Annotated in this window: 11 protein-coding genes; 9 read left to right on the top strand and 2 right to left on the bottom strand. The window is 66.0% G+C overall.

Features of this window, described 5'->3' with window-relative positions:
• Positions 1–36 precede the first annotated feature (36 nt).
• Positions 37–954: a helix-turn-helix domain-containing protein gene (locus RBB46_RS19375; protein WP_306030671.1), complete on the bottom strand. Its 918-nt coding sequence runs from the start codon at positions 952–954 to the stop codon at positions 37–39.
• Between the two features lie 244 nt (positions 955–1,198).
• On the opposite strand from RBB46_RS19375, the gene RBB46_RS19370 reads away from it, so the two are divergent.
• The 9 genes from RBB46_RS19370 (at position 1,199) to RBB46_RS19330 (ending at position 9,718) form a co-directional block, all read left to right on the top strand.
• Entirely contained in the window at positions 1,199–2,236 is a 1,038-nt protein-coding gene (locus RBB46_RS19370; protein ID WP_306030670.1) for a TRAP transporter substrate-binding protein, read from the top strand.
• A gap of 114 nt (positions 2,237–2,350) precedes the next feature.
• Complete coding sequence (locus RBB46_RS19365) at positions 2,351–2,854, top strand: TRAP transporter small permease (RefSeq protein ID WP_306030669.1); 504 nt, start codon at positions 2,351–2,353, stop codon at positions 2,852–2,854.
• The gene (locus RBB46_RS19360; RefSeq protein WP_306030668.1) at positions 2,851–4,137 is read left to right on the top strand and encodes a TRAP transporter large permease; all 1,287 of its coding nucleotides are present in this window, start codon (positions 2,851–2,853) and stop codon (positions 4,135–4,137) included. The genes RBB46_RS19365 and RBB46_RS19360 overlap by 4 nt, the downstream gene beginning before the upstream one ends.
• Positions 4,134–4,985, top strand: a complete 852-nt coding sequence (locus tag RBB46_RS19355; RefSeq protein ID WP_306030667.1) for a dihydroorotate dehydrogenase electron transfer subunit — start codon at positions 4,134–4,136, stop codon at positions 4,983–4,985. The genes RBB46_RS19360 and RBB46_RS19355 overlap by 4 nt, the downstream gene beginning before the upstream one ends.
• Positions 4,979–5,923 carry a dihydroorotate dehydrogenase gene (locus tag RBB46_RS19350; RefSeq protein ID WP_306030666.1) on the top strand — a complete coding sequence of 315 codons (945 nt, stop codon included), beginning with the start codon at positions 4,979–4,981 and terminating at the stop codon, positions 5,921–5,923. The genes RBB46_RS19355 and RBB46_RS19350 overlap by 7 nt, the downstream gene beginning before the upstream one ends.
• On the top strand, positions 5,920–7,203 hold the full coding sequence (locus RBB46_RS19345) for a Zn-dependent hydrolase (RefSeq protein WP_306030665.1): 1,284 nt from the start codon (positions 5,920–5,922) through the stop codon (positions 7,201–7,203). The genes RBB46_RS19350 and RBB46_RS19345 overlap by 4 nt, the downstream gene beginning before the upstream one ends.
• Positions 7,200–8,249 carry a dihydroorotase gene (pyrC, locus tag RBB46_RS19340; RefSeq protein WP_306030664.1) on the top strand — a complete coding sequence of 350 codons (1,050 nt, stop codon included), beginning with the start codon at positions 7,200–7,202 and terminating at the stop codon, positions 8,247–8,249. The genes RBB46_RS19345 and pyrC overlap by 4 nt, the downstream gene beginning before the upstream one ends.
• A gap of 47 nt (positions 8,250–8,296) precedes the next feature.
• On the top strand, positions 8,297–8,611 hold the full coding sequence (locus RBB46_RS19335) for a hypothetical protein (protein WP_306030663.1): 315 nt from the start codon (positions 8,297–8,299) through the stop codon (positions 8,609–8,611).
• A 222-nt stretch (positions 8,612–8,833) separates the two neighbouring features.
• Positions 8,834–9,718, top strand: a complete 885-nt coding sequence (locus tag RBB46_RS19330; RefSeq protein ID WP_306030662.1) for a DUF1194 domain-containing protein — start codon at positions 8,834–8,836, stop codon at positions 9,716–9,718.
• Between the two features lie 21 nt (positions 9,719–9,739).
• On the opposite strand, the gene RBB46_RS19325 is transcribed toward RBB46_RS19330, so the two are convergent.
• Entirely contained in the window at positions 9,740–11,779 is a 2,040-nt protein-coding gene (locus RBB46_RS19325) for an ASKHA domain-containing protein (RefSeq protein ID WP_306030661.1), read from the bottom strand.
• Positions 11,780–11,816 lie beyond the last annotated feature (37 nt).

Here is an 11,816-nt window from a genome sequence, read left to right as displayed (position 1 = left end):
GCAGGGGGCAGGGGCGTAGGGGGCAGGCGGCGCCGGCTACCTGCCGGGGGCCTCTTCCGCGATCGCGTATTTGTCGATCAGCGCCTCCAGATAGGCGGCGGCATCGGCCCCCTTCAGCGCATTGCCCCACAGCCGTTCGGCAATGGTCTCGTGCAGCGTCATCGCCTCCGCCGCCGAGGTGATCAGGGCGACGCCAAGGCGCACATTCGGCTGCTCGCCCAGCCGGAACGGGCTGATGGCCAGCACTGAGCGGCTGGTCTGTCGAAAGATCTGGAAGCTTGTCGCCGGTACCGGCTCGCGCACGATGCCGATCTGGATGCCGATCGGCTGCTCGCGCAGCATGGCAAGGAGATATTCCGTCTCCCGCCGCGCCATCAGGCGGCGGCAGTCGACGGTGGCGGCCGGCAGGTCGTGACGGCCGATCAGGCCGTGCAGGAGGAAGCGCTCCAGGTCGGCGGAGGAGATCAGGCTGACGATCAGGGGCCGGCGCAGGCGGAAAGCCTCCTTGCGCGCCCGCAGGATATCGACAAGTCTTTCGACGGCGTCCGCCGCCTCTCCGTCCGGATCGGTTCCCTCGGGAATGGATTCGCTCAGCACCTCCTTGAGGATGTCGTCATAGGCGTCGGACGTGAGCAGGTAGGACATGGGGCCGAAAAGCCCGATGATCTGCTGGCACTCGTTCTCCATCTGCCGCATGCGCTCGAAGAAGCCGATGGCAGTGCTGACATATTCGACGCCGACACCCAGCAGGCTCGGCAGCGAGACGCCCAGTTCGTCGGCGATCGAGTTGAGCATCTCGATCTTGCGGATCTCGCCTTTTTCGGCGCGGTAAAGGGCGGCGCGGGAAATGCCGAGCTTTTCCGCCAGCGCATCGGGGGTCAGGCCCTTTCCGAGGCGATAGGCACGCAGCCGGGCGCCGATGTCGCTGAACCGGATTGTGTCTTCCTGGGTCAATGCGGGTTCCCGTGGACTTCGAGATATTCCTCGCCGGGACGCGTATCCCTGGTCGGGTTGCCGGAGATCAATTGCACGGCTCAATTAGTGCATGATAATCAGTTATTGGATCAAATGTCCAATTGTCTCATTTTTGAGATGAATTATTGACATGGTCCAGACTGCTCAATAGGCTGCTTCCTTCCGCGCATGTTCCGCGCCAAGAAGCAAGAATGTTTCCCGTGCCAAAAAGAGGTGGAGCCCTATGACACATACAACTGGAAAGCTGGCAATCCGCAAGCTGGCCGCCACGGCCGTCCTTGCCGTTGCCGGCGTCGCGTTGTCCTCCGGCGCCTTCGCGGCGGATTTCACCGCCAAGATCGGCCATCTGGAATCAACGCAGCAGTCGCGCCACGTGCATCTGGAGAAGGTCGCCGCACTGGTTGCCGAGCGCACCGGCGGTGCGGTCGAGTTCCAGATCTTCCCGCAGGGCCAGCTCGGCGGACAGCGCGAGATGACCGAGGGCGTCCAGCTCGGCTCGCTCGAGGCGACGGTCGCCCCGGCCGCCTTCCTCGGCGGCTTCAACCCGGCCATCTCGATCCTCGACATTCCTTTCCTGCTGCCCGATGACGACGACAAGGCCCAGGCCCTGCGCTCGGGTGCGTTCGGGCAGGCGCTGTGCGATTCCTTCGACAGCCGCGGCGTCGAGTGCCTGATGCTGTGGCCGAACGGCAAGAAGAACTTCACCTCCAACAAGCCGCTGGCATCGATGGAGGACTTCTCCGGTCAGAAGTTCCGCGTGATGGATTCCAACATCCTGATCGAGCAGTTCAAGGCGGTCGGCGCTTCGGCCATCGCGCTGCCCTTCGGCGAGCTCTACACCTCGCTGCAGACCGGCGTGGTCGATGCCCAGGAAAACCCGCTCGACACCATCCGCGCGATGAAGTTCTACGAAGTGCAGAAGCATCTCGTCGTCTCCAACCATGGCGCGATGGAGGACGTGATCCTCTTCAACCCGGCCTTCTGGTCCAGCCTGCCGGAAGAACATCGCAAGGTCATCACCGAGGCCTTCGCCGAAGTGATCCCCGATCTCATCGCCCACAAGAAGGCCGCTGTCGCCGCCTCGCTCGAGGAGATCAAGGCCGCTGGCGTCGACGTTCGCGAACTCTCCGCCGAGGAGAAGGTAGCGTTCCGCGAGGCGATGTATCCGCCGGCCCGCGACGCCTATGTGCAGGGCGCTGCCGAGGAAGGCCTGCAGCTCGTCCTTCTGTACGAGCAGGAATACGCCGCGGCGACCAAGTAACCGCCGGCACTCCCGCATGCGGGCGCGGCCCGGACCGCGCCCGTCTCTGCCCCTCCTGCCCGCCGCTTGTCGGCGGGCAGGTCGGTCCCTCCAGCGGATTTCCGGAGACAATCAATGCGCAATGCCCTCTCGATCCTGCGCACCGTAGAGCGGTCGGCGCTGGTCCTGATATTCCTGACGATGGTGGGCCTCTACTTCGTCAACGTCGTCGTGCGCGCCTCAGGCAGCCCCCTTGCCACCAGCCTAGGCTGGATCGAGGAAGCGGTGCGGCTGATGAACCTCTACCTGGTCTTTCTCGCCATTGGTTATGCGCTGGAGATCGGCCGGCATGTCGCCGTCGACACATGGCGTGAGCGCATCGCCGCCGCCACCGGCCTTCCGGTCCGCCGGATCATCGACGCCGTCGGCTTTCTCTTCGCGCTCTATGTGGTCTGGCTCGGCTGGAAGATGACCCTCTTCGTCTTTGGGTCCGGCCAGAAAAGCCCGACGCTCGGCCTGCAGATGGGCTGGATCTACGTCGCCCCCATGGTCGGCTTCGGGTTGCTCGCCCTGCGCTACCTGCTGAGCTTTTTCGGGTTGATCGAGCGCACACCGTCACGGGAGCCCGACGAGGCATGATCCTTCTTATCCTCATCGTTGCGCTGGCCGTCGCGCTGCTGGTCGCCGGCTTCGAGATGTTTCTCGTGCTTGGCGTGCCGGCGCTTCTGGTCAAGCAGATCTTCTACGGCACGCTGCCGGACCCCGTCGTGGTGCAGAAGATCGTCGGCGGCATCAATCACTCGACCCTGCTCGCCATTCCCTTCTTCATTCTCGCCGCCGAGCTGATGGGCGAGGGGCAGATCGCAAAGCGCCTGACGGGTCTCGTCCAGTCGCTGCTCGGCCATCGCAAGGGTGGCATCGGCTACACGATCGTCGGCGGCTCGATGGCCTTCGGCTCTGTCTCGGGCTCGGCGCCGGCAACGGTCGCCGCCATGGGCCGTCTCGTCTATCCGGAGATGCGCAAGGCCGGCTTCAGCGAGAAGTTCTCGCTCGGCCTGATCGCCTCCAGCGCCGAGACGGCGCTGCTGATCCCGCCCTCCATCACCTTCATCATCTATGGCTGGATGACCGGAACCTCGGTTGCACGCCTCTTCGTCGCCGGCATGGCCGCCGGCCTCGTGCTCGGGCTGGTCTTCGCCGTGATGGTCGCCATCGAGGCGCGCCGCAGCGGCGTCACGGCCGGTGAGCGGACCTCCTGGGGCGAGCGGCTGCGCGCCGTCGCCCATGCCGGCTGGGCGCTCGGCATGCCGGCGATCATCCTTGGCGGCATCTATTCCGGTTTCTTCACGCCGACCGAGGCCGCCGCCGTCAGCGTCGTCTACGCGATCTTTGTCGAGCTCTTCATCTTCCGCGAGCTGACACTCGCCAGGCTGTTCAAGGTGACCGAGCGGGCGGCGGTCTCGACCGCCATCATCTTCATCCTGCTGGCGCTTGGCGGACTGCTCTCCTATTTCATCACGCTTGCCCAGGTGCCGGCGCAGATCCTGGAGTTCCTCGCCGCCGTCGATGCCGGTCCGATCGTCTTCCTGCTGGTGGTCAATGTCGTCTTCCTGATCGCCGGCATGTTCATCGACCCGAATTCGGCGCTGCTGATCCTCGTGCCGCCGCTCTATCCGGTGGCAACCGCGATGGGCATCGATCCCGTGCATTTCGGCATGATCGTCACGCTCAACATCTCGGCCGGCATGATCACGCCGCCCTTCGGGCTCGATCTGTTCGTTGCTTCCTCCACCCTCGGCAAACCGGTGATGACGATCATTTCCGGGATATGGCCCTTCGTGATCGCCAATCTCGTGGCGCTTGCGATCATCACCTACATCCCGTCGATCTCCACCTTCCTGCCCAATCTGGTGTTCGGATGACCAATGCGCTGACGAAACCTGCGTCCGCCATCGGCGGGCGGGCGGAACCCGTTGTTTTCGAAAGAGAGCTGACGGTTCTCGCCAACGACCCGGTGAACGGCGAATACATGCGCCTGGTGCTGGAGGCGCCGCGCGGGCTGCTCGAGCTCTGCCGGGCCGGACAGTTCTTCAACCTCCTGTGCCCGGCGCTTGGCGGCGAGACGCCTTATCTGCGCCGGCCGATGAGCATCTACGGCTTCTACCCCGACAAGGGCGAGCTGCATTTCCTTTACAAGGTGACGGGCGCCGGCACCCGGGCGCTGGCGCGGCTGCGCGAAGGCGACGCGCTCAACGTGATGGGTCCGCTCGGTCAGGGCTTCCGCATCGACGACGACTGGCAGCGTCTGGTGCTCGTCGCCCGCGGCGTCGGGCTGGCGACGCTTGCTCCGCTGGCGCTGGAGGCGAACCGCCTCGGCCGGCATCTGACGGCGATCTGCAGCGCGCGCCACCCGGACGTGCTGATGTCGATCGACTATTTCCGGGAGCTCGGCGCGACGATCGTTCCGGTCACCGACACGGAAGGCACCTCGTCGATCGCCCATCTGGAGACCTTGATCGAGGAGATGATCGCGGGCGAGGGCGTCGACGCCTTCTACACCTGCGGCTCCAACCGCCTACTGACCCTGCTGCAGACGATCGGCAAGCGGCACGGCATTCCCGGCGAGATCGCGCTCGAACAGCAGATGGCCTGCGGGCTCGGCATGTGCCACTGCTGCGTGCGACCGTTCCGCAAGGGTCAGAAGACCGTGCAGCTGCGCGTCTGCCGCGAAGGCCCCGTCTTCGACATCCAGGAGGCGATGCCATGGTAGACCTGTCGATCGATGTCGCCGGCTTGAGGCTCAAGAACCCGATCATGCCGGCCTCGGGCACCTTCTCGGAGGAACTTGCCGAAGTCTTCGACATCGAGTGCCTGGGCGCGCATGTGACCAAGACGATCACGGCCGACCTGCGCGACGGCAATCCGACGCCGCGCGTGTGTGAAGTGGGCGGCTCGATGCTGAATTCCATCGGCATTCCGAGCAAGGGTGTGGCCGCCTTCCTCGACAAGGTGGTGCCGTTCTACCGCGCCTACGAAACACCGCTGGTCGTCTCGATCTCCGGCAACACGGCGGACGACTTCGCGCGGTTGTGCTCGGAAGTGACGGTGGAGGGCGTGGCCGCCATCGAGGTCAACATCTCCTGCCCCAACATCGAGGAGGACGGCAAGGCCTTCGCCATCCGCCCGTCCTCGACCTATGACGTCATGCGCAAGCTGCGCCAGGCGACCCACTTGCCGCTCTGGGCCAAGCTGACGCCGAACACCGGCGAGACGCCGGAAGTGGCGCGGGCGGCGCAGGAGGGCGGCGCCGATGCGCTGGTGGTCGCCAACACGTTGCTCGCCATGGCGATCGACATCCGCAGCCGCCGGCCGAAGCTCGGCAACCTGATGGGCGGCCTGTCGGGCCCCTCGCTGAAGCCGATCGCGTTGCGCATGGCCTATCAATGCGCCAAGTCGACCACCATTCCGGTGATCGGCTGCGGCGGCATCTCAACGGCCGAGGACGTCATCGAGTTCCTGATCGCCGGCGCCAGCGCCGTGCAGGTCGGCACAGCCACCTTCATCAATCCCACCGCGATGGTGACGATCATCGCCGAGCTGGAGCGCTACCTGGAGCGCGAGAAGCTCGCCTCCGTCCGCGACCTGATCGGCACCGTGATAGACGAGGAGCAGAAGGAGGGCGTCGTCTTCATGGAGGCGGCGCCGTGACCGCGCTGCGCAAGCCCACGCTCGACGACCGCGCTGAGGAGTTGCGCATCGCCGGTTTCCTCTTCGGGAAAATCGCCGGATTCTCGCCGGATGTGGAAGGCGTCAGCCGTCCCGCCTTTTCCGACATCGAGACCCGGACGTTGTCCTTCCTGGAGGACTTCGCCCGCCGCGAGGGGCTTGAGGTCTGGTACGACACGGGCCTTAACGCCAATTTCTGCCTGCCGGGGGACCGGGATGCCGAGCGCTATACGCTTATCGGCTCGCATGTCGACAGCGTTCCCTTCGGCGGCAATTTCGACGGTCTGGCGGGTGTCGTTGCCGGCATGCTCTGCCTTCTCAGGGCCAAGCGGCGGGGAACGCGTTTCTCCACCCCCGTTCACGTGCTGGCCATGCGCGGCGAGGAAAGCGCCTGGTTCGGTCCCTGCTATATCGGCTCCAAGGCGTTGACCGGCACGCTTGCCGCCTCCGAGCTGAAGGCATGCCACAAGGGCGACGGCCGTACGCTCGATGCGCATATGGGCGCGCTCGGGATCGACATGGAGCCGGTGCGCGCCGGCCGTCCGCTGATGGACCTGTCCCGGGTCTCTGCCTATCTTGAACTGCATATCGAGCAGGGGCCGCTGCTTGTCGGCAAGGGCATTCCGGCCGCTGTCGTCTCCGGCATTCGCGGCAACATCCGCTACCGGTCCGTGCGCTGCCTCGGCGAGGCAGGGCATTCCGGCGCCGTGCCACGCGCCTTCCGCCGCGACCCGGTGCTGGCCATGGCCGACCTTCTGGTCCGGCTCGACGAAAGCTGGGCGACCATCCTGGCCAAGGGCGACGACCTTGTGCTGACCAGCGGCATCGTCGGAACCGATCCGAAGATGCATGCGATGACGCGTATCCCCGACCAGATTTCCTTCAGCCTCGATTTGCGCAGCCAGAGCGCGCGGGTGCTTGACGAGATGCGCGAGCTTCTCGAGACCGAGATGGCGCAGATCGAGCGCGACCGGAAGGTGCGCTTCGAGCTTGACGAGGAATTGCGCGTCGAGCCGGCGCTCTGCGACCCCGCCCTGGTCTCCGGACTTTCCGCGGCGATGCGGGAGGCCGGCCAGGAGCCGTTCGTGATGGCCAGCGGCGGCGGTCACGACGCCGCGGTGTTTTCCGCCGCCGGAGTGCCGGCTGGCATGGTATTCGTGCGGAATCGCAACGGCTCGCACAATCCGCAGGAGGCGATGGAATTGCCGGACCTGCTGTCTGCGACCGACATTCTCCACCAGTATCTGACGGATACACCATGAACCAGCTGACCATCACCAAGCCCGACGACTGGCATCTGCACCTGCGTGACGGGGCGATGCTTGCCGGCGTGCTGCCGCACACATCCGCGCATTTCTCTCGCGCGATCATCATGCCCAACCTGGTGCCGCCGGTGGTAACGACCGCCCAGGCCGAGGTCTACCGGCAGCGCATCATGGCATCGCTCCCCAAGGGGCACGACTTCACGCCGCTGATGACGCTGTACCTGACCGAGGCCACCGACGCCGGCGATGTCGAGGCCGGGTTCCGGGACGGGCTCGTCAAGGCCGTCAAGCTCTATCCGGCTGGCGCGACAACCAATTCGCATGCCGGCGTGCGCGACATCGACAAGGTCACCCCGGTGCTGGAGCGGATGGCCGAGATCGGCCTGCCGCTTTGCGTGCACGGGGAGGTGACGAACCCGGAGATCGACATCTTCGACCGCGAGGCGGTGTTCATCGAGACGGTTCTAGATCCGCTCCGCCGTCGCATCCCGGGCCTGCGTGTCGTCATGGAGCACGTCACCACGCGCAACGGCGTCGACTATGTCCGCGCGCAGGAGCGCGACATGGCCGCGACGATCACGGTTCATCACCTGATGATCAACCGTAACGCGATCCTCGCGGGTGGCATCCGCCCGCATTACTACTGCCTGCCGGTGGCCAAGCGCGAGGAACACCGGCTGGCTCTGCGCGCGGCCGCGACCTCCGGCGATCAGCGCTTCTTCCTGGGCACGGATTCCGCTCCCCATACTGATCCGCTGAAGGAGAGCGCCTGCGGCTGCGCCGGCATCTTCACCGCGCCGAACGCCGTCTCGTGCCTTGCCCATGTCTTCGAGGAGGAAGACGCGCTCGACCGGCTCGAGGCCTTTGCCTCGCTGAACGGGCCGGCCTTCTATCGCCTGCCGCCCAACGAGGGGCGCATCACGCTGAAACGGCAGGACGCGCCTGTCGCCTTCCCGGACAAGATCGATACGGGGGAGGGATCCGTAACCGTTTTCGATCCCATGGTGCCGCTTCACTGGAGCGTCACGCCCGATATTTCCTGACGGCCGGCAGGTCTGCCGGCAAGAGACCCTGTCACTAGGAGAGCCATATGTTCATCGAGCTTGCGAATGGTCTGAACGAACAGGCGGCGAGTGTCCGCGGCTTCGAAGCCTGCGCGCGCGACGCCCGTGGCCGCATCACCGACGATCCGGCGAATGCGGCCGCCTGGCTTCTCGTCTCCCGTGCGGCTCAGCTTTTTGTCGAGGCCTATGACGACCAGCCGCTGACCCTTGGCGTCGCGGGCAAGGAACTGGAGCAGTTCCGCGAGATCCTCCAGATTCTGGACAGCGCACATGCCGGCGGTTCGGCCGATGCAATGCTCGAGGCATTGAACAAGGTCGCCCTCAAGCTGATGAAGGTGTGAACCGGAACGCGGGAGGAAAACCTTCCGCGTTTCGGTCCAGGCCGGAAATCCGCGCCTGAAGCGGGCTGATGGCTGCGACCGTGAACGGTTCGCACGTGCCGCGGGAGGCAATCGTCGGCCGTCTGTTCCAGGCCGTCGAAACTTTGCCGTGGCGCGCGCCGTCACTTCGACTACCCTTGGGGAATGTGGAAAACTCCGCGCCCGTCCCTTGTCGCTGCCGTGGTGAGTGTCTTGGCCGCGGCCTTGGCGCTTGCCGTGCCGCCGCCGGTCCTTTCGCAGCAAGCCGGCCAACCGCCCGTTGACGTGGCGCTGGTTCTGGCGGTCGACGTCTCCCGCTCGATGTCCCCCGGGGAATTGCGGATCCAGCGAAAGGGTTATGCTGAGGCGATCGTCAGTCCGGAAGTGCTGCGGGCCATAGCCGGCGGTGCCCATGGACGGATCGCCGTGACGATCTTCGAATGGGCGGCCGACAGCCACACTCGCGAAATCCAGCCCTGGACGCTGATCGAGACGGCTGCGGATGCCCGGTTGGTCTCCGACCGGCTTCTGGAGGAGGACAGCCGGGGGGAACGGCGCACATCGATCTCCGGCGCAATCGCACGTGGCATCACCCTTGTCGAGGCGGCGCCATATCCGTCCGAGCGCCAGGTCATCGACATCTCCGGCGACGGGCCCAACAACCAGGGCTTGCCCGTGACCCTGGAACGGGACCGGGCGATCGGCAAGGGCATCACCATCAACGGATTGCCGATGATGACCAGGGACGGTGCCGGCATGCTCTTCGGCATCGACGATCTCGACGAATATTATCGCCGCTGCGTCATCGGGGGACCGGCAAGCTTCATGATCCCGGTCAATGGCTGGGATCAGTTCGCCGAGGCTGTCCGGCGCAAGCTGGTGCTGGAGATCGGCGGACTGGTGCCCGGTACACCGCGCGATCCCTGGCACCGTCCCGGTGCGCAGCCGGCGCGCATCGTGCCGGCCGGTTATGTCGGCGGCGAGCGGATCACGCCCGTCCAGCTTGGCAACGATGCGCCCTATGACTGCATGATCGGGGAAAAGATCTGGAACCAGCGCCGGTGGATCTTCGACGGCGACATTCGCTGAAGTCACCCGGAACTTGAGCGGCTATCCCCGCCGGCGCCTGCGGCGACGGCCTCCGTCCTCTTCGCCATCTCCCGGCTCGGGCATCTGGCGCGGTTCGGGCAGGGTGACCGCCTGGCGCAGGCGGGGGAAGGGGTCGACCTTGTTGGGGATCGCCATGGCGTTGACGAAATGCTCCTGGAACTTCGGCTCCAGCGCCGTCTCGATCTTTTCGATCTCCCGCACCACCCGCTCGATCGTGCGCCGCTCGCCGCGATTGACCAGCGCCATGCGCGCGCCCGTGCCGGCGGCATTGCCGATGCCCGAGACCTCGGCGAGGTCGCAATCGGGGATCAGCCCCAGGATCATCGCGTATTTCGTGTCGATGTAACTGCCGAAGGCGCCGGCGAGCCGGATACGCTCGATCTCCGGATTGCCGAGCTTGTCGGAGAGCAGTTTCACACCGGCATAGAGCGCCGCCTTGGCCAGCTGGATCGCCCGGATGTCGGTCTGCCCGATGGTCAGCTCGATGCCCTCGCTCGCCACCACATAGGCATAGGTGCGCCCTTTTTGCACGACACGCGGCGAGCGCGCCGCAAGTGCACCGTCGATCAGCCCGTCGGTGGTGATGACGCCGGCAAGATAGAGCTCGGCCACCGCCTCGATGATGCCCGATCCGCAAATGCCGGTGACGCCGACCTGGTCCTTCTTTTCCGCGAATTCCGGGTCGTCCGACCACTCGTCGAGACCGATCACCTTGAAGCGCGGCTCCAGCGTTTCCGGGTCGATGCGGATGCGCTCGATGGCGCCGGGCGCAGCGCGCTGGCCGCAGGAGATCTCGGCGCCCTCGAAGGCGGGTCCGGTCGGCGAGCTCGCCGCGAGCAGCCGTTCGCGATTGCCGAGCAGGATTTCCGCGTTGGTGCCGATGTCGACGACGAGCGTCATGGCTTCGGCCTCGAACGGGCGAGTGGAGAGTGCGGCCGCGGCGGCGTCCGCGCCGACATGACCAGCAATGCAAGGCAGCATGTAGACCCGTGCGCCGGGATTGAGCTCCAGCCCGACATCGACAGCGCGCGTATGCACCGCGCCCGACACCGCCAGCGCGAAGGGCGCGCCGCCAAGCTCGGTCGGGTCGATGCCGAGGAAGAGGTGATGCATGATCGGGTTGCCGACGAAGACCGCGTCGACCACGTCCTCGCGCGTCGCGCCCACATCGGCGACGAGCTTGGCCACCAGCGCGTCGACGGCGGCGCGCACGGTGGCAACGAGATCCGGCAGGCGCGCCGGGTTCATCTGCACATAGGAAACCCGCGACATCAGGTCCTCGCCGAAGCGGATCTGCGGGTTCGATGTGCCGGCGGAGGTCACGGTGCGCCCGTTGCGCAGGTCGCACAGATGCGCGGCGATGGTGGTCGAGCCGATATCGACGGCAAGCCCGTAGACGGTCTGTTTGTCGCCCGGCCACAGCGCGATGACGCGTGGCGGGTGGGTATCGTCCCGCCAGATCGCGGCGGTGACGCGCCAGTCGCCCTTGCGCAGGATCGCCTGGACGCGTGGCAGCAGGGCGGGGTCGAGGGCAAGACCGCTCTCGCCGCTTTCCGCGACAAGTGCCTCCAGCAGCCGGTCGGCATCGCCAAGCGGTTGCTCCATGTCAGGTTCGCTGACGGTAACCGCAACCAGTCGGACAGTGCTGTCGGGGGCGATCGTGACGTTTTCGGCGCGCTTGCGCACCACCTGGCGATTGGTCTGGGCGTCGGTCGGGACGTCGACCACCATGTCGCCCTGGATCGTCGCCTGGCAGGAGAGGCGGCGATCGCTGGCAAGCTCGCGCAGCTGCGCGTAGCGGGCCTCGGCCTCGGTGACGGGGCCCAGGTGGTCGGCCGAGCTCGTCAGTTTTTCCTTGGCGAAGGCGCCTTCGGAGACCGAGACCTGGCAGCGGCCGCAGATGCCGCGCCCGCCGCAGACCGATTCCACATAGACGCCGAGCGTGCGCGCAGCATCGAGCAGAGGCGTGCCGACAGGGAAATTTCCCCGCCGGCCGCTCGGCTGGAAGACGACCCTCGCCGTTCCGGGAGTTTCACTCATGCGCGCGTTTCTGCCTTCACCTTGTCGTCGGGAGCCG

The organism is Stappia sp. MMSF_3263 (assembly GCF_030733745.1).
GTDB lineage: Bacteria > Pseudomonadota > Alphaproteobacteria > Rhizobiales > Stappiaceae > Stappia.
The sequence above is the reverse complement of the archived record's forward strand: the minus strand, read 5'-3'. Positions and strand labels throughout refer to the sequence as shown.